Origin of the sequence: Marivita geojedonensis, assembly GCF_002115805.1 — a bacterium.
Classification (GTDB): domain Bacteria; phylum Pseudomonadota; class Alphaproteobacteria; order Rhodobacterales; family Rhodobacteraceae; genus Marivita; species Marivita geojedonensis.
On sequence record NZ_JFKC01000038.1, the window covers coordinates 1 to 18634 of the forward strand.

The 18634-nt window shown below is 59.5% G+C and carries 23 protein-coding genes, 2 tRNA genes and 1 other RNA gene; 18 read left to right on the top strand and 8 right to left on the bottom strand.

The features are described from left to right. The 4 genes from MGEO_RS19970 to MGEO_RS19985 form a co-directional block, all read left to right on the top strand. Nucleotides 1-483: tyrosine-type recombinase/integrase (locus tag MGEO_RS19970; protein ID WP_143746316.1), on the top strand; the 483-nt coding region annotated here is incomplete at its 5' end. Nucleotides 484-760: 277 nt separating this feature from the next. Continuing rightward, nucleotides 761-946 carry a DUF3489 domain-containing protein gene (locus tag MGEO_RS19975; protein ID WP_158091064.1) on the top strand — a complete coding sequence of 62 codons (186 nt, stop codon included), beginning with the start codon at nucleotides 761-763 and terminating at the stop codon, nucleotides 944-946. Further along, nucleotides 943-1398 (top strand): DUF2924 domain-containing protein, encoded by a 456-nt coding sequence (locus MGEO_RS19980; protein WP_085641504.1) that lies wholly within the window; start codon nucleotides 943-945, stop codon nucleotides 1396-1398. Before MGEO_RS19975 ends, MGEO_RS19980 begins: the two co-directional genes overlap by 4 nt. After that, nucleotides 1395-3083: a recombinase family protein gene (locus MGEO_RS19985; protein WP_106299246.1), complete on the top strand. Its 1689-nt coding sequence runs from the start codon at nucleotides 1395-1397 to the stop codon at nucleotides 3081-3083. Before MGEO_RS19980 ends, MGEO_RS19985 begins: the two co-directional genes overlap by 4 nt. Nucleotides 3084-3269: 186 nt before the next feature. On the opposite strand, the gene MGEO_RS21470 is transcribed toward MGEO_RS19985, so the two are convergent. Further along, nucleotides 3270-3353 (bottom strand) — tRNA-Tyr (locus tag MGEO_RS21470). 120 nt (nucleotides 3354-3473) lie between these two features. On the opposite strand from MGEO_RS21470, the gene rlmB reads away from it, so the two are divergent. From rlmB to MGEO_RS20015, 6 genes are all read left to right on the top strand, one after another. Continuing rightward, on the top strand, nucleotides 3474-4253 hold the full coding sequence (gene rlmB / locus MGEO_RS19990; RefSeq protein WP_085641505.1) for a 23S rRNA (guanosine(2251)-2'-O)-methyltransferase RlmB: 780 nt from the start codon (nucleotides 3474-3476) through the stop codon (nucleotides 4251-4253). A 49-nt stretch (nucleotides 4254-4302) separates the two neighbouring features. Then, on the top strand, nucleotides 4303-4644 hold the full coding sequence (locus MGEO_RS21985) for a hypothetical protein (RefSeq protein WP_085641506.1): 342 nt from the start codon (nucleotides 4303-4305) through the stop codon (nucleotides 4642-4644). A 202-nt stretch (nucleotides 4645-4846) separates the two neighbouring features. Beyond that, a complete protein-coding gene (gene ribB / locus MGEO_RS20000) occupies nucleotides 4847-5974 on the top strand; it encodes a 3,4-dihydroxy-2-butanone-4-phosphate synthase (protein WP_085641507.1) in 1128 nt (375 codons plus the stop codon). Then, nucleotides 5974-6525: a 6,7-dimethyl-8-ribityllumazine synthase gene (locus MGEO_RS20005; RefSeq protein ID WP_085641508.1), complete on the top strand. Its 552-nt coding sequence runs from the start codon at nucleotides 5974-5976 to the stop codon at nucleotides 6523-6525. Before ribB ends, MGEO_RS20005 begins: the two co-directional genes overlap by 1 nt. Continuing rightward, nucleotides 6522-7010, top strand: coding sequence for a transcription antitermination factor NusB (gene nusB / locus MGEO_RS20010; protein ID WP_085641509.1), 489 nt, complete (start codon nucleotides 6522-6524; stop codon nucleotides 7008-7010). Before MGEO_RS20005 ends, nusB begins: the two co-directional genes overlap by 4 nt. A 76-nt stretch (nucleotides 7011-7086) precedes the next feature. Next, complete coding sequence (locus MGEO_RS20015) at nucleotides 7087-7416, top strand: hypothetical protein (RefSeq protein ID WP_085641510.1); 330 nt, start codon at nucleotides 7087-7089, stop codon at nucleotides 7414-7416. A 5-nt stretch (nucleotides 7417-7421) separates the two neighbouring features. Here MGEO_RS20015 and ssrS read toward each other — a convergent pair. Then, nucleotides 7422-7577, bottom strand: a non-coding RNA gene (gene ssrS / locus MGEO_RS22005) — 6S RNA. Between the two features lie 104 nt (nucleotides 7578-7681). Between ssrS and MGEO_RS20020 the strand changes: the two genes are divergently transcribed. Further along, the gene (locus MGEO_RS20020) at nucleotides 7682-8131 is read left to right on the top strand and encodes an MmcB family DNA repair protein (protein WP_085641511.1); all 450 of its coding nucleotides are present in this window, start codon (nucleotides 7682-7684) and stop codon (nucleotides 8129-8131) included. 33 nt (nucleotides 8132-8164) lie between these two features. Here MGEO_RS20020 and MGEO_RS20025 read toward each other — a convergent pair whose 3' ends face one another. After that, entirely contained in the window at nucleotides 8165-8362 is a 198-nt protein-coding gene (locus tag MGEO_RS20025) for a DUF6324 family protein (RefSeq protein WP_085641512.1), read from the bottom strand. 89 nt (nucleotides 8363-8451) lie between these two features. Here MGEO_RS20025 and MGEO_RS20030 point away from each other — a divergent pair, with 89 nt between their 5' ends. Both MGEO_RS20030 and MGEO_RS20035 read left to right on the top strand, forming a co-directional pair. Further along, nucleotides 8452-8937, top strand: a complete 486-nt coding sequence (locus MGEO_RS20030) for a GNAT family N-acetyltransferase (protein WP_085641513.1) — start codon at nucleotides 8452-8454, stop codon at nucleotides 8935-8937. Between the two features lie 52 nt (nucleotides 8938-8989). Continuing rightward, a tRNA-His gene (locus MGEO_RS20035) sits at nucleotides 8990-9066 on the top strand. A 12-nt stretch (nucleotides 9067-9078) separates the two neighbouring features. On the opposite strand, the gene MGEO_RS20040 is transcribed toward MGEO_RS20035, so the two are convergent. After that, the gene (locus MGEO_RS20040; RefSeq protein ID WP_085641514.1) at nucleotides 9079-9606 is read right to left on the bottom strand and encodes a hypothetical protein; all 528 of its coding nucleotides are present in this window, start codon (nucleotides 9604-9606) and stop codon (nucleotides 9079-9081) included. 196 nt (nucleotides 9607-9802) lie between these two features. Continuing rightward, nucleotides 9803-10108, bottom strand: a complete 306-nt coding sequence (locus MGEO_RS20045) for a DUF6476 family protein (protein WP_085641515.1) — start codon at nucleotides 10106-10108, stop codon at nucleotides 9803-9805. Between MGEO_RS20045 and MGEO_RS20050 the strand changes: the two genes are divergently transcribed. From MGEO_RS20050 to MGEO_RS20060, 3 genes are all read left to right on the top strand, one after another. After that, complete coding sequence (locus tag MGEO_RS20050) at nucleotides 10107-11132, top strand: RluA family pseudouridine synthase (RefSeq protein ID WP_085641516.1); 1026 nt, start codon at nucleotides 10107-10109, stop codon at nucleotides 11130-11132. The genes MGEO_RS20045 and MGEO_RS20050 overlap by 2 nt on opposite strands. A 158-nt stretch (nucleotides 11133-11290) precedes the next feature. Further along, entirely contained in the window at nucleotides 11291-12187 is an 897-nt protein-coding gene (rpoH, locus tag MGEO_RS20055; protein ID WP_085641517.1) for an RNA polymerase sigma factor RpoH, read from the top strand. A gap of 89 nt (nucleotides 12188-12276) precedes the next feature. Next, complete coding sequence (locus MGEO_RS20060) at nucleotides 12277-13245, top strand: Gfo/Idh/MocA family protein (RefSeq protein WP_085641518.1); 969 nt, start codon at nucleotides 12277-12279, stop codon at nucleotides 13243-13245. Between the two features lie 52 nt (nucleotides 13246-13297). On the opposite strand, the gene MGEO_RS20065 is transcribed toward MGEO_RS20060, so the two are convergent. Continuing rightward, entirely contained in the window at nucleotides 13298-13633 is a 336-nt protein-coding gene (locus tag MGEO_RS20065) for a DnaJ family domain-containing protein (RefSeq protein ID WP_085641519.1), read from the bottom strand. A 174-nt stretch (nucleotides 13634-13807) separates the two neighbouring features. After that, nucleotides 13808-15088 (bottom strand): polyhydroxyalkanoate depolymerase, encoded by a 1281-nt coding sequence (phaZ, locus tag MGEO_RS20070; RefSeq protein WP_085641520.1) that lies wholly within the window; start codon nucleotides 15086-15088, stop codon nucleotides 13808-13810. Between the two features lie 111 nt (nucleotides 15089-15199). Between phaZ and MGEO_RS20075 the strand changes: the two genes are divergently transcribed. Further along, on the top strand, nucleotides 15200-16993 hold the full coding sequence (locus MGEO_RS20075; protein ID WP_085641521.1) for a PHA/PHB synthase family protein: 1794 nt from the start codon (nucleotides 15200-15202) through the stop codon (nucleotides 16991-16993). A gap of 136 nt (nucleotides 16994-17129) precedes the next feature. Continuing rightward, on the top strand, nucleotides 17130-17579 hold the full coding sequence (locus tag MGEO_RS20080; protein WP_085641522.1) for a phasin family protein: 450 nt from the start codon (nucleotides 17130-17132) through the stop codon (nucleotides 17577-17579). Between the two features lie 172 nt (nucleotides 17580-17751). Here MGEO_RS20080 and MGEO_RS20085 read toward each other — a convergent pair. Continuing rightward, on the bottom strand, nucleotides 17752-18634 hold an 883-nt coding region (locus MGEO_RS20085; protein WP_233140034.1), incomplete at its 5' end, for a DUF4214 domain-containing protein.

Here is an 18634-nt window from a genome sequence, read left to right on the forward strand (position 1 = left end):
CTCTTCAATCTTGCAATAGATAGCAAGCTTCGAGGTTGTGACCTCATTCGTCTTAAAGTCACTGATCTCGTTGTCAGTGACCGAGTTCGCGAACGCGTGACTGTTGTCCAAAGCAAAACGCAAAGGCCAGTCCAGTTCGAGGTATCGGAGAACACTCGTGATTCTATCTGGAATTGGATATGTCGCCCGGAGATGCTCGGATGCACGTTCTTGTTTCCCAGCCGCTTCCATGAAAGGCCGCACATTTCGACCCGGCAGTACGCACGCCTGGTCCGCGACTGGGTGGGTGCGATCGGACTGGATCCAAGCGGTTACGGGACGCATTCTCTGAGGCGCACCAAGGCGGCGCTGATCTATCGCAAGACGGGCAACCTGCGCGCTGTTCAGCTCCTACTTGGCCATACCAAGGTGGACAGTACGGTGCGATACCTTGGTGTTGAGTTGGAAGACGCACTGAGCATTGCGGAACGGATAGATATTTGAGGATCGGGCGGGCGGCAGCTGCCGCCCGCCATTCCTAGCGTTTGATTGTCGTTTGGTAGTCGATCTTCCACTGGACTTCCGACCAAGGGTGAGCGTCACTGGCGTCGTTGAATGAATTGACTCTCCCGCCCGGAACGCCGGGCTTTGGTCAGTACGGGGCGCGAGATTGCCCCGCGACCAAGAGGAGACCTTGATGACCGATCAACCCACAGCAAAACTTACTTCCGATCCCGCTCAGCAAAGATCGGCGAGGCCAATTCCTAAGCCCAAGACTGAAATGCTGCGCAAACTCCTGACGCGCCGCACCGGGGCAACAGTTGTGCAGATCCAGAAGCAGTTGGGCTGGCAGCCGCATACGATACGCGCGGCAATCTCGCGACTGCGGTCGTCAGGCGTACCTGTCGAGCTTGACCGATCGGGCAGGGTGGCCCGCTACCGTATTGTGCCCGGGGAAGGCCAATGACGTTGACCGTGACCGCCCCCGACATCTGCCGACTAGTGGAAGCCGACGCCGCAACGCTGCGCCGGATCTGGCAGGAGACCAAGGGCACCGCGCCGCCCAAAACCTTTACCGCGCGCCTGATGCGGCTGGCGCTGGCATGGGGCGCACAGACGGCTTTGGCGGGAGGCGAGAGCGCCGTTGCACGCCGTGACTGGAAGCGGGTCATCCGGGCCCGGATTGACTCGCGTTCCCTGAAAAGCCGCGGGGGTGCCGTGCCAGCTACGGTTGGTGATGGCACCCGCATCTTGAAGGACTGGGGCGGGAAGATGCATGAAGTGCTGACCACAGCGGACGGCGGTGCTACCTGGAACGGCCAGAGCTATTCCTCGCTGTCGGCGGTGGCGCGGGCGATGACCGGGACCAACCGCAACGGACCCAAGTTCTTCGGGTTGCGTGAAGGAACGCGCACATGATCAGCCAGCGCTGCGCCATATATACCCGCAAGTCGACCGAAGAGGGGTTGGAACAGGACTTCAACTCTCTGGATGCGCAACGTGAGGCCTGTGCGGCCTATATCCTGAGCCAGAAGCACGAGGGCTGGGCAGAACGCGCCGAGCGCTATGACGATGGAGGGTTCTCCGGCGGATCCATGGATCGACCCGGGCTTACACAATTGCTCAACGATGTGCAGGCAGGCCGCGTCGACGTTATCATTGTCTACAAGGTGGACCGCCTGACCCGGTCACTGGCGGACTTTGCGAAGATGGTTGATCTCTTCGATGGGGCAGGGGTCTCGTTCGTGTCGGTCACCCAAGCCTTCAATACGACATCGTCCATGGGTCGCCTGACCCTAAACGTCCTGTTGTCATTCGCCCAGTTCGAGCGCGAGGTGACGGCTGAGCGTATCCGGGACAAGGTTGCAGCTTCCAAACGTAAGGGAATGTGGATGGGGGGCGCGGTGCCAATGGGCTACGACGTTGCCGACAAAGCCTTGATTGTTAACCCGGTTGAGGCCGAAGCGATCCGCACCATTTTTGCCGAGTATCTGGTGGCCGGATCGGTACGCGAACTGTCCGAAAGACTTGACGCGCTCGGTATCGTCAGCAAACGCCGAACCGACCGGTACGGTCGCACCACGGGAGGTGCGTCCTTCTCTCGTGGTGCACTCTACAACATCCTGCGCAACCCCATCTACATCGGCAAGACTCGTCACAAAGATGAGCTCTATGATGGGTTACATGAGGCCATCATCGACGATGCTACCTGGCAGCAGGTGCAGGAGCTGCTTGCAAACCACGGTGGCAAGACGATCGGCACGTCCCGACGGACGGCGCGGCGCCTGCTGGATGGGCTGCTCTTTGATTCCGTAGGCCGCCCAATGCGCACGACCTACGCCCTCAAGTCGACGCGCACGGGCGGAACAGCCCAATCGCGGCGGTACTGGTATTACACGTCAATGCCATCCGGCTCAGACGAACAGGGCAGTATCGAACGACTTCCCGCAGGAGAAGTCGAGCGGCTGGTTCTGAGTGGGCTCAAGAACCACCTGGACGATCAGTCATGGCTGACCGAGCAGATCAGATCGGCAGTCGATTTGGATCCGTCTTCGCTCGCAGAGATCCTCCATGCAGTGGATTCTCTGAGAAACCAGATTGCTGATGGGGGTGAATGCCCGGATGCACAGCATCTAAACGGCTTAGTTGATCGTATTGATTTATCAAAGGGGCAGTTTTGTGTTCGGTTGGATCTAGGTGCGTTGCTGCCAGCAGAGAAAGCTAAGCTACCAATCCATGCCTCCTTCGAGGCCCCGTTCCAGAAGCGTCAGACCGGACGGGCGAGGCCGATCATCATTGCACCGCCCGATGCACTTCAGCCGGATCAGGACCTCATCAACCTTGTCGCTGATGCGAGACGGTGGTCGGCCGAACTTCTTGACGGCACGTCCAGCACCATCCGCCAGATTGAAGACCGCGAAGGTCTCCAAAGCGGATCGGTGAGTCGTATCCTGCCCCTGGCCTGGCTGGCACCGGATATCTCAACGGCCATTCTCGAAGGCCGTCAGCCACAACATCTCACAGCAAAGAAGTTGCGTAGCCTTCCGGAACTACCGCTGGACTGGCATGAACAGCGCAAGATTCTGGGCTTTCCGCATCAATAGAGCATCCAGGCCTGGCCTAAGACCTCACGCGCGAATGCCCCGCTGAGACTTCTCTCGATATCGCGGCGAAATGGCCCAGAACAAAGACGAAATGTGAGGTCTCTCCGGCCACTACCCCTCGTAACTCACGGAAAACCAAACACTATCCAGAGAGGATGTGTTCTGTATGGTTTTGTGGAGATTGAGTGGTGGGCGACCTTGGAATCGAACCAAGCGTGCGTCTCCGCGAGGGAGTTACAGTCCCCTGCCACACCTTGCGGCCTGTCGCCCACTTCTCCAGAGGCCCGGCCTCTGGCGTGAGCGGGTGATTACAATTGCCCCCTTGCGGCGTCAACAGGAAAATCCCATCAAGCGGGGAGCAAATTTTGCCGATGGAACAGGGGGGCTGATATGGCCAAGAAACCGAAATGGGTGGTGGCCAAGGAACAGTCCAAAAAGGCGGCTGCGGCGGAAACCGTTTGGCTGTTCGGCCTGCATGCGGTTCGCGATGCCTTGGTCAATCCCAAGCGCGAGCGGTTGCGGCTGGTGGTGACGCGCAATGCGGCGGACAAGCTGGCCGATGCCATCGAAACCGCTGGAATCGAACCGGAAATCAGCGATCCGCGCAAGTTTGCCGCGCCGATTGATCCGCAGTCGGTGCATCAGGGCGCGGCGTTGGAAGTAAAGCCTTTGAACTGGGGTCGGTTGGAGGATGTGGCGCTGGGCGCGGGTGACGGGCCGCCGCGCGTCGTGATGCTCGACCGGGTGACCGATCCTCATAACGTGGGGGCGATTCTGCGGTCGGCGGAAGTGTTCGGCGCTTCGGCAGTTGTCGGGACTCTGCACCATTCGGCACCGGAAACGGGGGCGTTGGCGAAGACCGCGTCGGGCGCGCTGGAGCGGCAGCCCTACCTGCGGGAGCGCAACCTTGCGGACGCGATGGAGCGTTTGCGGTCAATGGGTTACGTGATCTTCGGACTGGACGGGGAAGCCGATCAGACCATCGACGACGCGATTGCGCCGGTGCGGGACAGACCCATTGCGCTTGTCCTGGGGGCCGAGGGGCCGGGATTGCGACCCAAGACAAAAGAGACCTGTGACGCGCTGGTGAAAATCCCCTTCGCGCGGGCGTTCGGATCGCTCAACGTGTCGAACGCAGCGGCGGTGGCGCTTTACGCCGCGCGTGTGTGAGCTTGCGGTCCGAGGCCTGCGTGCCAATATTCCCTGTGAAGGAGATGCCATGCCTCACGGAACGAAGATTGCCACATGCTGCTACTGCGGAACCCGCGCGGCCCTTGTTTTGAAAGGGGAAACCCGGCACGAGTTGAGTTGTGCCGCCTGTGGCGCGCCGCTTCATGACATGAAAATGCTGCGGGCGGATGTGGTGGAAACGCCTGTGTCCAGCAGGCAGGTCAACACGCACCGGCCCAAGCCGAAGCAAAAGAAAGGCGCGGTCACGCCACTGCCGGTTTGGGAACGGGAGGCCGGGTTTTCACGCAAACCCAAAAAGAAGAAGCGCAAGACGCTGGCAAAGCGTTTCTTCGAGGAGGCCTTCGACGTTCTCGAGGATATTTTTGACTGATTGCTGAAGGACGGCGCAGTCAGGGTTTCGGCTGACGCCGCAAAACGCGGTCATTCCGGCGCTTTGAGCGGGCCGTGCCTTGTGTTTGCAGTCAAGGTAAGGCGTTGACGGTCCAGATGTCCGAGCGACCCGAACGGGACGTCGCACTGGTCAATTCCGCCACTCTGATTTAAGTGCGCATGGGCAATGACGGAGGCTCCGCGTGACGACATATGAGAATCCCGGTCCGGTTGAGGAAAACTGGAAAGACGCGATTTCTTCTGTGGAGGAAATCATCGAGGATGCGCGCAACGGAAAGATGTTCATTCTTGTCGATCACGAGGATCGCGAAAACGAAGGCGACCTGGTGATTCCCGCGCAGTGGGCGACCCCGGATGCCATCAATTTCATGGCGATGCACGGGCGGGGTCTGATCTGTCTTGCGATGACCTCGAAGCGGATCGAGGAGCTTGGGCTTCAACTGATGTCGACGAACAACTCGTCGCGGCATGAAACCGCCTTCACCGTGTCCATCGAGGCGCGCGAAGGGGTGACGACCGGCATCTCGGCTGCCGACCGCGCGCGGACTGTGGCGGTGGCCATCGATGGCACGAAAGGCGCGCAGGATATTGCGACACCGGGTCATGTGTTCCCGCTACGGGCGAAGGATGGCGGCGTTCTGGTGCGTGCCGGTCATACCGAGGCCGCGGTGGACGTGTCCCGTCTGGCCGGGTTGAACCCGGCGGGCGTGATCTGCGAGATCATGAACGAAGACGGCACCATGTCCCGGCTGCCGGAGCTTGTTTCGTTTGCGCAGTTGCATGGGCTGAAAATCGGCACCATCAGCGATCTGATCGCCTATCGCCGCCGCAACGACAATCTTGTCCGGGTCCGCAAGCAGGACAAGATCACCTCGGAATTCGGTGGTGAATGGGACATGCGGATTTACACGGACGAAACCCATGGTGATGAGCATATCGTGCTGACAAAGGGTGATCTGTCGGGCGATGAGCCGGTGCTTGTCCGGATGCACGCGATGGACCCGATGCTCGACGTGGTGGGAACCGGGCCAAAGGGCCGGGCAGACGAATTCCAGCATGCCATGCAGGCTGTGGCTGACGAAGGGCGGGGCGTTGTCGTCCTGCTGCGCGACACGTCGATGAAACTGGACGTGGGCGACGAAGTCTCACCCAAGACGCTGCGTCAGTACGGGCTCGGCGCGCAGATTCTGTCGTCGCTGGGATTGTCAAAGCTGACGCTGCTGACGAATTCCCCCACACCCAAGGTCGTGGGGCTTGAAGCCTACGGGCTTGAAATCGTCGGAACGCGTAAGATTTCGGAGTTGGGCTGATGGCGGCATCGGAAGAACATTACACGCTGGCACGACCGGAATTTGACCGTCCGGTCAAAATTCTGATCGTGGTGGCCCCTTACTACAAGGATATCGCGGATCAACTGATCGCCGGTGCGAGGGCCGAGATCGAGGCATGTGGCGGCACACATGAACTGGTCGAGGTTCCCGGCGCACTTGAGGTGCCGACGGCGATCGGGATTGCGGAGCGCATGTCGAATTTCGACGGCTATGTTGCGCTGGGCTGCATCGTTCGCGGTGAAACCACGCATTACGACACGGTCTGCAACGACAGCTCGCGCGGGCTGACGCTGCTGGGGTTGCAGGGGCTGTGCATCGGCAATGGTATCCTGACGGTCGAGAACATGGCGCAGGCCGAGGTGCGCGCGCAGGCGGATGGACAAAACAAAGGGGGCGGCGCTGCGGCTGCGGCCTTGCACCTGATCGCGCTCAGCCGTAAGTGGGGCGCTGCCCGCAAGGGCGTGGGTTTTGTGCCCGCAAAAGATGAGTACCAGATCGCTGGTGACAGCAAGGACCCGAACATCGCATGAGCCAAGGTGCCAAGCCTCCGAAGAAGGTGGACCAGAAACGCCAGATGCGGTCTGCATCGCGGTTATATGCCGTTCAGGCGCTGTTCCAGATGGAGCAGTCGGGTCAGTCGGTTGATAAGGTCGCGGTGGAATTCCTCGACCACCGGTTCGGGCTCGCGCAGGAAGACGGCGCAGAATTGGTCGAAGGCGATGCGGACCTGTTCCGCCGGATCACCGAGGAAGCGGTCAACTGGCAGGCCAAGATCGACCAGATGACCGACCGGGGGTTGGTTGCAAAATGGCCCATTGCCCGGATCGACCCCACCTTGCGCGCGTTGTTCCGTGCCGCAGGGGCGGAACTGGTTGCAACGGAGACGCCGCCCAAAGTGGTGATCAACGAATATGTCGACGTGGCGCGCGCCTTTTTCCCCGAGGGCAAGGAAGCGAGCTTTGTGAACGCCGTGCTCGACCACATGGCACGTGAGGCGCGGCCCGAGGCGTTTTGATCAAGGTGCGTCGAGGGCGCGCTTTGAAATCCGGCGGGGTGGTCCTACATTCGACTTTAGCAATGTGAGTCGAGCGATGCCGGACCTGATCAAACTGTATATTCGTCAAACTGCGATCGGGTTCGCCCTGTCCGCCGTGTTTGTGGCGCTTCTTCTGTATTTCAACGTGGTGAACCTCTGGCACCTTGTGACACACACGGATGTCGGTGTTCTGGCGGTCTTTCTGCTTTGGCTGTTCAATGGAATCGTGTTCGCCGGTGTGCAGTTCGGAATCACCATCATGCTGATGAAGTATGATGACGACGACGATGATGACGATCATCGCGGGATGCCCATCCCACTGACTCCGGTCCGCGCCGAGGCCTATGCCCCGCGTCGCCAGACACGCCAGTTTTCAAGAAGGTAACTGCGGCGGGAACCACGCCAACCGTGTGGTTCTCTCATTCCCGAGGACCTGTATATACAGGTGGGCGTCGGGTAACCGGACCAGGGCCCGGACAGAGCCAACTCCCTCGGAATTGCTTAAGGCCACCGGAATGCAACCGCTCACGAGAAGGGCAGAACCCGCCAGCCCCTCAGGTAGGCTCGGAACCGCGCCGTGACAAGGGGCTATTTCGCGCCAGCGCTCCCGATCACTTGATTTTTGTTCACACTTTGTTCATGGTTGTGCCATGCGTGACGAACTTCAACCCGGACAGATCCTAGCACGTGGTGTTTGCCGCCATCTGGCGAGCCACGGGTTTTCCGTGGTCGAGGAATTCGTGCCGGACCGGGGTTTGCGTGTGGACGTCATGGCGCTTGGGCCGAAAGGCGAAATCTGGGTGGTGGAGTGCAAGTCGTCGCGGGCGGACTTTCAGTCGGACGGCAAGTGGGAAGGGTATCTTGACTGGTGCGACCGCTATTTCTGGGCGGTTGATCTGGCGTTCCCGACCGAATTGCTGCCAGCGGAAACTGGCCTCATCATCGCCGACGGCTATGACGCCGAAATCGTGCGTATGGCCCCGGAGGACAAGCTGGCGGCGGCGCGGCGCAACAAGCTTATCCGGAAATTTGCGGTGCATGCCGCGCGGCGGTTGCATGCGCTGCGCGACCCTGATGCGGCTTTGGCAGCGTGGGGCTAGGCGGTCTTGCCGTTCTACCCGGCCGGAGGATGGTTATTTCCGCTTGGGTTTGACCTTGCGCGCGGCGGTCGCGGCGAGGCGGATTTCCTCGGCGATCTCGTCGGCTTCCTCGGGGTCGAAATCCATCGGGATCTCGATTCCGTCCGCCAGAACGAAGAGGCGCACCATGCCCTGATCGGTAGGGCCGATCTGCAGGTTGGCTTCGATGTCGCGTTCGGTGTTGATGCCCATGACAGGTCTCCGGCGGATTGCAGGTCAGGACACGGGCCATAGCGCCGAGGGGCTTGTTTTGCAAGCTGCTGGCGGGGCAGAGTGCCGTCATGGATGACACGGTGACGTTTCGCGATTATCGCCCCGGCGATCTTGAGTGGCTGGTGGGCGCACATGCGCGCCACTATGCCGAGGCCGAGGGGTTCGACGACACATTTGGCCCCTTGGTCGAGTCGATCCTGCGGGATTTCACGGCGCAGCATGACCCAGACCGGGAAAAGGGTTGGATTGCGGAGCGGGACGGGAAGCCGCTGGGCAGCATCTTCTGTGTGCGACTGGATGATCAGACGGCCAAGTTGCGGCTGTTTTTCACCGCGCCCGAGGCGCGCGGCCTCGGGCTGGGCAAACGTCTGCTGGACGTCTGTATGGGATTCGCCCGCGAGCGGGGCTACACGCGCATGGAGCTGTGGACGCATGAAAGCCACAAAGCGGCCTGCGCGCTCTATTCCCGGGCGGGATGGGTCTGCACCTCGTCAAAGCCCGTGCACAGCTTTGGTGTCGATCTGGTGGAGCAGGCCTGGGAAGTGAAGTTGTAACGCCAGATGGGGCTTGCATTGCCCGAACCGTGCCGTTATCCCGCCCCTCAGTGCCGACATAGCTCAGTTGGTTAGAGCGCTTGATTGTGGATCAAGAGGTCCCCCGTTCGAGCCGGGGTGTCGGTACCATCCTTCTTCAGTCTAATACGAAACCGCGAAATCGGTCCCGTACAGGGGCGTTTCGCAATGCATACTGAAGTTCTCATCCGCTGCATTGACAACATCGGCCACGACGTAGACCAGATGAAATTTCTCATCGAGCGACTTTTCATCTGCATCATGGTCGGCGTGTTCCTGTTCGACATCCCCAATGTGCAGAAAAAATCGGGTGAACTCGCTTGACGTCTTCCAAGACTGAAGTTCGCCGGTTTCCAGATCGATGCCTGCCAATTCACGCATGGCGTTGATCCAGACTTTGCATTTCTGCATCGCCTCGGCTTCTCTGATCGTGTGTCCATCGAAGAACCGATTGCTCACAACGATGCGATTGCTGTCCCAGTCATAGATAACCCTCGAGTAGCTGCTTTCCCCAGCGCCATTCAGAAATCGTTCCAGCCGAAAAATTCCGAAGTCGAGAATGGTCGGCGCATCATTCATCAGCCGAATGATGGTTTCGTCGGGCTCTGCTTGCGACGCATTGGAAAGGCTGCATGCGGCGAGTGCGGCCAAAAAGGTTTTTTGTCAACATTTGGGACTCCAATTCAATCCGGATCGATCAGCAGGCGCGCTTACAAATGAAGGCGTGTGGCTGCACAGCCTTGATGACGCGCAGCAGAAGTGTGTCGGCGTTTCGCCAAGCGATCAAGGTTTCTCGCGTGTCAATGGTTTGCCGACTGCCAAATGCGGCGGCAGTATCGGGAGCAGATTACTTTGAGATGATCTCGACGGTCTGCAAAAGCCGACCGCTGTCGCGGGCAAAGATCAGGATCTTGTCGTCCTCGGTCACGACGGCGTACCAGTTGCGTGCCTGGGTGAAGGCCGTGGCCGTTGTGCCATCGGGAAGGGTGATCACATCGGGCAGCGGTGTCGCGGATTGATTGTAGCGGATGACAATCAGCGCGGTGATTAGTATGACCCCCGCGATCATAGTAGCGGTCAGGACCGTCACCAGCCGCCGCAGGAATCGCAGGTTGGCCGGTTCGGGGGCCTGATCTTCGGGGGCGTTGTCCATGTCTGACTCCATTTTGCGCGTGACCATCGGGGCAGGGCCTCCGCCGCGCCTTGATAAGGCCTTGGCGCGGGACGTGCCAGAGGAGGCGGCGCTGTCGCGCACGCGGCTGGCCAAGCTGATCGAGGAGGGCGCGGTGCGCCGGGAGGGCGAGGTTCTGTCCGATCCCAAGGCGAAGGTGACCGAGGGGGACGTGATCGAAGTGCAGCTGCCCGAGGTTGCACAGAGCCATATCGCGGCGGAGGAGCTGCCCCTCGACGTTCGGTACGAAGACGACGATCTGATCGTGGTGATGAAACCTGCCGGTATGGTGGTGCATCCGGCACCGGGCACGCCCGGGGGAACGCTGGTCAATGCTCTGCTGCACCATTTCGGCGGTAAACTGTCGGGTGTGGGCGGCGTTGGACGTCCGGGGATCGTACACCGGATCGACAAGGACACGAGCGGCCTGCTGGTGATTGCCAAGTCCGACCGTGCGCATCACGGGTTGGCGGAACAGTTCGCGGCGCACAGCGTGGAACGGATTTATCATGCGTTGGTGCATGGACACCCCGATACCGGTGATCCGCGCCTGCGCGGGGTGCGGGGGGTGTCGATCGAACCGGGAGCGGTGATCAAGATCACCAGCGATCTGGCGCGGCACAAGACGGACCGGCAGAAACAGGCGGTGTTCTTCGGCCACGGCAAACACGCGATCACACGGGCGCGGGTTCTAGAAACCTTTGGAACGCCGCCGCAGGTGTCCCTGGTGGAATGTCGCCTTGAGACCGGGCGCACCCATCAGATCCGGGTGCATATGGCGCATGCCGGGCACGGACTGGTGGGCGACCCGGTTTATGGCGGGCGGCGCAAGGTTGCCAAGGACGCGATGCCAGAGGCCGCGCGGGCGGCAGTGGCCGGATTTGACCGGCAAGCCCTGCATGCCGCGGTTCTGGGGTTCGAGCATCCGGTGAGCGGTGAAACCATCCGTTTCGAGGCTGCGTTACCCGAAGATATGGCTGATCTGATCACGCTTCTGCGCGGCTGAAACAATCGTCCCATGTGCGTGAATGCACTGACATGGGGCTTTCGCCCAAGAGGCTGTGCGTTAAATTATGCTTAACGAAATGATACGTACTTCTTGAAACTTGCGGGTGACGTTCCCAAATTGAATGTTAAGCTCGTAAACATTGGAGGGACATGGGCATGAGCAACTACGCGAATCTCCCGGCCCCGTCGCCGGAAGCCGGTCTGAGCCGGTACTTGCAGGAAATCCGGAAGTTTCCGCTTCTGGAGCCGGAAGAGGAATACATGCTCGCCAAACGCTGGGTCGAGCAGGAAGACACTGAAGCTGCGCACAAGATGGTGACAAGCCACCTGCGACTCGCGGCGAAGATCGCCATGGGATACCGCGGTTACGGATTGCCTCAAGCTGAGGTGATCTCGGAAGCGAATGTCGGCCTGATGCAGGCGGTCAAGCGGTTCGATCCGGAAAAGGGGTTCCGCCTTGCGACCTATGCAATGTGGTGGATCCGTGCGTCCATTCAGGAATACATCCTGCGCTCCTGGTCGCTGGTGAAACTTGGCACCACAAGCGCTCAGAAGAAGCTGTTCTTCAACCTGCGCAAGGCCAAGTCGCGCATCGGCGCGCTTGAGGATGGCGATCTGCGCCCGGAGCACGTTCAGAAGATCGCCCATGATCTGGGTGTGAACGAGGACGAAGTGATCTCGATGAACCGGCGTCTGTCGGGGGGCGATGCGTCGCTGAATGCGACGGTTGGCTCTGAGGGCGAAGGCACGATGCAGTGGCAGGACTGGCTCGAGGATGAGAGCGCGGATCAGGCCGGCGACTATGAAGAGCGCGATGAGCTTGAAGCCCGCCGCGCGATGCTGGTCGAGGCGATGGACGTGCTTAACGATCGCGAGAAGGATATTCTCACGCAGCGGCGTCTGGCCGATAAGGCGGTGACGCTCGAAGAGCTGTCGGGTCAGTATGACGTGAGCCGGGAACGCATCCGCCAGATCGAAGTGCGGGCGTTTGAAAAGCTGCAGAAGCGGATGCGCGATCTGGCAAAAGAGCAGGGCCTGCTGACTGCCAACTGAGCGCAAGACATCCGAAGGTGAAAGACGCCGGGCCTGTGCCCGGCGTTTTTTCATGTTAGGCGTTGCGTATCACTGAGGAGGGTGCAGGCATGTCGGAACTTCGTTGGGGCATTTTGGGCGCGGCAAAATTTGCGCGGGAACAGATGGCTCCGGCCATTCACGCGGCGAAACGGTCAAAACTGACCATGCTGGCAACCTCGGACCCGGCCAAGGCCGAGCCATTCCGGGCGATGGACAGCGATCTGCGTGTGGTGGACAGCTATGACGCGGTGCTGGCTGATCCGGGGGTCGACGCAGTTTACATTCCGCTGCCCAATTCTTTGCATGTAGAATGGACGCGGCGGGCGCTTGAGGCTGGAAAGCATGTTCTGACCGAAAAGCCGATTGCGATGCAGGCGGATGAGATCGACGACCTGATTGCGGTGCGGGATCGGACGGGGCTGGTGGCTGCAGAGGCGTATATGGTTGTGCATCATCCCCAATGGCACCAGGTGCGCGACTGGGTCCAAGGCGGCGCGATCGGACAGCTTCTGCGGGTCAACGCCACGTTTACCTATGACAACAGCAGCGACCCGGGAAACATCCGAAACACGGTCGAGACAGGTGGCGGCAGTCTTCCGGATATCGGGGTCTACACGCTGGGCTGTACACGGTTTGTCACGGGGCAGGAGCCGGAACGGATTCTGTTTGCCGACATCCGCAGGGAAAACGGCGTCGAGGTGCGGGCCGAGGCAGTCGCGCAGTTCGACGGGTTCACACTGACCTCGCTGACGTCGATGCGGATGGCGCTGTACCAGAACGTGTCTTTTCACGGCAGCGAAGGGGTGATCGAGGTCACTGCGCCGTTCAATCCTCTGGGCTATGGAGATGCCGAGATCACGCTGATGCGGAAGGGTAAAGCGACAGAACTCTTCCGGTATCCTGGGGTGAACCAGTATGTGCAACAGGTCGAAGCCTTTGGCGCTGCGGTGCGCGGAGAGGCAGCCTATCCCTGTCCGCTGGAGTTCAGTCAGGGCACGCAGCGATTCATCGATATGATCTGGGCAGCGGAGGGGTAAGCCTGCGCATAGGGGGCCTGTCGGCGAAATGTCCGACAGGAGGGTGCTCAGACTATGGGGCCATGAAACGACGGCGCGCCTCAACAGCGATATTGTAGCGTTGTTCCAAGTCGGCGATCAGCGACATCGCAACACGCTTTTCATCTTCGTTCGTGGCGCCTCGGAAGGTTTCCCGTGCTGCTGTGAGCAGTTTCTTGATCTTGAACTCTTCGGGGAGCGCCCCGGCTTCCGCCATGATCCGCACAGCGACGGCCGTCGCCATGTCTGTGAAGGCTTCACCTGAGCGGTCTGAGAGTGGTTCTCCTTCGCCCTTCAAGCCCTGAAGCTTGCCCTCGGCCAGAGCTTTCTGAATTTGACGTTCTACAAGGCGACCAAGCGATTGAGGCATGGGGTGGATTTCCCGAAAGACTGCTGTTCTGACGGGGCAACCTTATCATTTTTTCCGAAAGCTGGCATTTGGAGAAGGCTCCGAACCAAGCGCCGAGACCATGCGGCTTTTCGAAAAAGAATTTGATCGATGCGAAAGAAAAAAGGCTGATCCGGAGATCAGCCTTTTTTTCGGTTATGCCGCGTTGGTGTTGGCCGGTTTGGCCTTGCGGGTCTTGGACGACCCGCCCGCGTTGCTGTCGATGAAGTCGAGCACCAGCGGGCGAATGTTGTTGCGCCAGCTTTTTCCGGCGAAGATGCCGTAATGTCCCGCGCCCGGTTCAACATGGCTTGCCTTCATGTGATCGGGCAGGCCGGTGCAGAGACCGAGTGCGGCGATGCACTGACCCGGGGCGGAGATGTCGTCATTCGCGCCTTCGACGGTCTTGACGGCAACATTGGTGATCGCGCCCATATCCACCTTGTGTCCGGCGACGACGAATTCGTTCTTGGCGATTTCGCGTTTCTTGAAGATGCGGTCCACGGTGGAGAGGTAGAACTCTGCCGGCATGTCCATGACGGCAAGGTATTCGTCGTAGAAGCGGTTGTGCGGATCGTGGTCGGATGCTTCACCGCGGATGACGTTCTGGATCTGGTTCGAAAAGGCGTTCAGGTGCCGGTCGCCGTTCATCGAGATGAACGAGGCAAGCTGCAGCAGGCCCGGATAAACCATGCGGCCCACGCCCTTGTACTTGAAACCGACGCGCTGGATCATGGTTTCCTCGAGCTGACCCATGGTCACGCGACGGCCGAAATCGGTCACGTCGGTGGGGGTTGCGTCGGGGTCCACCGGTCCGCCGATCAGGGTCAGCGTGCGCGGCTGTGCGTCAGGGTCCAGTTCTGCCAGATAGGCGGTCGCAGCGAGGGTCAGCGGCACCGGTTGGCAGACGGCAACAACGTTGGTGTCGGGGCCAAGGTGGCGCATGAACTCCATCAGGTAGAGGGTGTAATCCTCGACATCGAACTTGCCTGCGCTCACGGGGATATCGCGCGCGTTGTGCCAGTCCGTCACGTAAACTTCGCAATTCACGAGTAGGGACTTCACCGTGGAGCGGAGGAGTGTTGCATAGTGACCGGACATCGGCGCAACGAGCAGGATCTTGCGGGGCTGTTCCTTGCGACCGGCGACGTTGAAATGGATCAGATCGCCGAAGGGACGTTCGACTATAGTCTTGATCTCGACGAGGTGATCCTTGCCGTCTTCGCAGGTGAACGTCCGAATCCCCCAGTCAGGTTTGACGATCATGCGCTCGAATGTGCGTTCCGTTACCTCGCCCCAAGCGGCCATCCACTGGACTGCCGGATTCGGCATCATGGCCCAGGCGGGATAGGAGGCCATGGTTCGCGCAGTTGCGCCAAGCCATTGATTTGTATTGCGAAACGTTTCCATGAGATCATAAGTCATCATGTAGCGCATAGAGGCCTCTCCTTCAGCGTGGGCCCGAAAATCGGGCCAATTCGTCGCTTTGCCTCCCACCGCAGGCGACTGTATTCTGCATAGCAGCATGAATAGGGGGGAAAGTTGGCCATGACAACTAAAGACGTTGCCGCACCTGAAATGAGCGCGGAACTTGAGGCCAATTTGCAAAAGATCGAATCGCTGACTCAGCGGCTGATGGCTGCCCTGTCGCAGAAGAAACAGATCAACCCCGCGCTGCACGGCCCGGACGCCATGCTCTATGGGAAGGCGATGCAGGCGTACTGGCAGGAATGGCTTCAGAACCCTGCCAAGATTCTGGAACATCAGATCGAATACTGGGGCAAGTCCGTCACCCATTACGTCGAGGCACAGCAGGCGCTGGCCAAGGGCAAGTTGCAGCCACCGGCCGATCCGGGCCCAAAGGATCGCCGTTTCAAGAACCCGCTTTGGGACGAACATCCGTATTTCAACTTCATCAAGCAGCAGTACCTGATCAACGCCGAAGCCATCCGTAACGCGGTGGATGATGTCGAGGACATGGACGCGACCGAGAAAAAGCGACTGCGGTACTTTGCGCAGCAGATCGTGGACATGTTCGCGCCGACCAATTTCTTCGCGACGAATCCGGACGCCCTTCAGAAGGCGCTTGAGACAGAGGGAGAAAGCCTTGTCAAAGGGCTCGAGAACCTCGTGGCCGATCTTGAGGCCAACAACGGCGAACTCGTCGTCCGGCTTGCGGATGAGGGGGCGTTCGAGATCGGCACGAACATCGCCACCGCCGAAGGCGAGGTGATCTACCGAAACCACATGATGGAAATCATCCAGTACGCGCCGACGACCGAGAAGGTGCGCGAGACTCCCATCCTTCTGTTCCCGCCCTGGATCAACAAGTTCTACATTCTGGATCTGAAGCCGGAAAACTCGTTCATCCGCTGGGTGGTGGATCAGGGCTATACCCTGTTCGTGGTGAGCTGGATCAACCCGGACGAGTCGTACAAGGATGTGGGGCTGGATGCCTATATCGAAGACGGCTACCTGCGCGCGATCGAAGAGGTGAAATCCATCTGCAAGGTCGATAAGGTCAATGCCATCGGCTACTGTATTGCCGGAACCACGCTGAGCCTGACGCTGTCCCTGCTGAAGCAGGAGGGCGACAAGTCCATCAAGTCGGCGACCTTCTTTACCACGTTGACCGATTTCTCGGATCAGGGTGAATTCACCCCCTTCCTTCAGAACGATTTCATCGACGGGATCGAAGCCGAGATCGGCGACACCGGGATTCTCAAGTCGTTCATCATGGCGCGGACCTTCAGCTTTCTTCGGTCAAACGACCTGATCTACGGTCCCGCGATCAAGAGCTACATGATGGGCGAAACGCCCCCGGCCTTTGATCTGCTTTACTGGAACGGAGATGGGGCCAATCTGCCCGGACGCATGGCGATGCAGTATCTGCGCGGTCTGTGCCAGTCTAACAGATTTGCACAGGGCGACTTCGAACTCATGGGTCACACCCTGTCCCTGCGGGATGTGGATGTGCCGCTGTGTTCGATTGCCTGCGAGACCGACCACATTGCGGCGTGGAAGGACTGCTATCGCGGGGTGCAGACCATGGGGTCAAAGTCCAAGCAGTTCATCCTGTCCGAGTCGGGACACATCGCCGGAATCGTGAACCCGCCATCGAAAAAGAAATACGGCCATTACACCCATGATGACCTGTCGCTGGACGCGGATTCGTGGCGTGATGCGGCGGAATACACCGAGGGTTCATGGTGGCCGGTTTGGGAAAAATGGCTGGCGAAACGCGCCGGAAAATGGGTCAAGGCACGGGAAGTAGGGGATAAATCCCATCCGCCCCTGGCCCCGGCACCCGGCACCTATGTGCGCATAAAGGCCAAGGCCTGAGCCCCGGTTCAACCCTTTCCGAAGTTTTTTGCTGCAGTGCAGAAAAATGCTTGAAATGCTGCGGTGCGGCATGTATATATTCTGCATCTGCACAACACAGCGGGGCGGGCCCGCCGAGCAGGAAAGGATTTGAACGATGGCAAAGACGCAAGACATGACAGCGACCCTGAAAGAAATGATGGGCGCATTCCCGGTTGACACGAAAGCAATGGAAGACGCTTTCAAGACCACAGCAACTCTGAACGAGAAGCTGTCCCACGTTGCTCTGGAAGCAGCTGAGAAGTCGACCGAGATCTCCGCAAAATGGACCAAAGACACCCTCGCCAAGCTGGGCGACATGTCGAAGGCCAAAACCGAGCCGGCAGACTACGCAAAAGCCATGACCGATTTCGCATCGGCTCAGGCAGAAGTTGCCGCCGAAAACATGGCTGCTTTCGCTGAGATCGCGAAGAAGGTCCAGATGGACACAGTGGAACTGATGATGGCCGCAGGCAAGGACCTCTCCGAGGACGCAACTGCCGCTGTCAAGAAAGCAACTGCTGACGCGACTGCTGCTGCCAAGAAGGCAACTGCTGCTGCGAAGTAAGCTTTCAAGGAACTAGCGTTCTCTCCTCCCAAATCAGGAACGCTATCCTTAGGCCGGGTCCCATGGATCCGGCCTTTTTTTGTGTGGCGGTGCGAAAGGTGCCACGCGTTGTTTATCGCATCTCGCGCCTGGGTTTCCGGGGGAGCCGTCGATGTTTCCGGATGAGGTGGCGTTATGCCACCGCCATTCCGTCATCCCGCACAAAGCTCCATTCGCCTTCGGAATTCTCGTAGAGGCTCATGAGGATTTCGCGCGAGCCGGCAGTATTTTCCGGACTGATTGCGATATCGGCCAATGCGTCCGATTTGCTGATCCTTCCGGCGTTCAGCAGATCAAGGTAGAATTGCCGCCCGGCTGCATCCGGTTCGCGGTCAAGCACGTTCAGATAGATACGATCCAGAAACGCTTCGTTCGACAGCGTGTCGGGGTCACCGAAGTTGGTAGCGAACTCCGGACTGTTCATCATGTCAGCCGCAAGGAATTTATCTGTCAGGTCGTGCCGTTCCGTCACTTCGATGTAGAAGTTGAGGCCTGGAAGATCGATGGCCCCGTCGCGGTTCAGCGCGGCTTCGTAGATCAGTGCGACACGCTCTGCCGCGTCGAAGTCACCGGTAGAGCCGAGCCCATCCAGATGCGATCCGTCCTCCAGCGCGAGAACGACATCGTCGAAGCGCAGAAATTCGATGTTGAACAGTTTGTCCTTTTCACCGTCCGGCCCGGAAACCACTGCATATTCCGTCCCGCCGCTGATGGCGTATTCCGACGACAAGCCTGCAAACCGCGCTGTGTCACCATCAAGGGGGTCGCCATAGGTCTCGTTGCCGAACATCATGTCATTGCCGGTGTCACCCCGCAAAACATCCTGTACGGCGCCTCCCCGCAGGATATCGTTCCCGGAACCGCCGCTGATCGCATCGGGGCCGTTGGCACCGAAGAATTCATCGTCGCCACCCAGCCCGGTAAAGTAATCGGCCCTGCTTGTTCCTGTGCTAGGGTCAGGACCCATTGATTTCGCTGGGATGGCGTGATTCACGGTCCGAAAAACGAGCGGTGAG

Excerpts from the sequence above, each read along its gene's own strand:
- MGEO_RS19975 (WP_158091064.1), top strand. The coding sequence starts at position 761 with ATGCTGCGCAAACTCCTGACGCGCCGCACCGGGGCAACAGTTGTGCAG.
- MGEO_RS19980 (WP_085641504.1), top strand. The coding sequence starts at position 943 with ATGACGTTGACCGTGACCGCCCCCGACATCTGCCGACTAGTGGAAGCC.
- MGEO_RS19985 (WP_106299246.1), top strand. The coding sequence starts at position 1,395 with ATGATCAGCCAGCGCTGCGCCATATATACCCGCAAGTCGACCGAAGAG.
- rlmB (WP_085641505.1), top strand. The coding sequence starts at position 3,474 with ATGGCCAAGAAACCGAAATGGGTGGTGGCCAAGGAACAGTCCAAAAAG.
- MGEO_RS21985 (WP_085641506.1), top strand. The coding sequence starts at position 4,303 with ATGCCTCACGGAACGAAGATTGCCACATGCTGCTACTGCGGAACCCGC.
- MGEO_RS20005 (WP_085641508.1), top strand. The coding sequence starts at position 5,974 with ATGGCGGCATCGGAAGAACATTACACGCTGGCACGACCGGAATTTGAC.
- nusB (WP_085641509.1), top strand. The coding sequence starts at position 6,522 with ATGAGCCAAGGTGCCAAGCCTCCGAAGAAGGTGGACCAGAAACGCCAG.
- MGEO_RS20015 (WP_085641510.1), top strand. The coding sequence starts at position 7,087 with ATGCCGGACCTGATCAAACTGTATATTCGTCAAACTGCGATCGGGTTC.
- MGEO_RS20020 (WP_085641511.1), top strand. The coding sequence starts at position 7,682 with ATGCGTGACGAACTTCAACCCGGACAGATCCTAGCACGTGGTGTTTGC.
- MGEO_RS20025 (WP_085641512.1), bottom strand. The coding sequence starts at position 8,362 with ATGGGCATCAACACCGAACGCGACATCGAAGCCAACCTGCAGATCGGC.
- MGEO_RS20030 (WP_085641513.1), top strand. The coding sequence starts at position 8,452 with ATGGATGACACGGTGACGTTTCGCGATTATCGCCCCGGCGATCTTGAG.
- MGEO_RS20050 (WP_085641516.1), top strand. The coding sequence starts at position 10,107 with ATGTCTGACTCCATTTTGCGCGTGACCATCGGGGCAGGGCCTCCGCCG.
- MGEO_RS20045 (WP_085641515.1), bottom strand. The coding sequence starts at position 10,108 with ATGGACAACGCCCCCGAAGATCAGGCCCCCGAACCGGCCAACCTGCGA.
- rpoH (WP_085641517.1), top strand. The coding sequence starts at position 11,291 with ATGAGCAACTACGCGAATCTCCCGGCCCCGTCGCCGGAAGCCGGTCTG.
- MGEO_RS20060 (WP_085641518.1), top strand. The coding sequence starts at position 12,277 with ATGTCGGAACTTCGTTGGGGCATTTTGGGCGCGGCAAAATTTGCGCGG.
- MGEO_RS20065 (WP_085641519.1), bottom strand. The coding sequence starts at position 13,633 with ATGCCTCAATCGCTTGGTCGCCTTGTAGAACGTCAAATTCAGAAAGCT.
- phaZ (WP_085641520.1), bottom strand. The coding sequence starts at position 15,088 with ATGCGCTACATGATGACTTATGATCTCATGGAAACGTTTCGCAATACA.
- MGEO_RS20075 (WP_085641521.1), top strand. The coding sequence starts at position 15,200 with ATGACAACTAAAGACGTTGCCGCACCTGAAATGAGCGCGGAACTTGAG.
- MGEO_RS20080 (WP_085641522.1), top strand. The coding sequence starts at position 17,130 with ATGGCAAAGACGCAAGACATGACAGCGACCCTGAAAGAAATGATGGGC.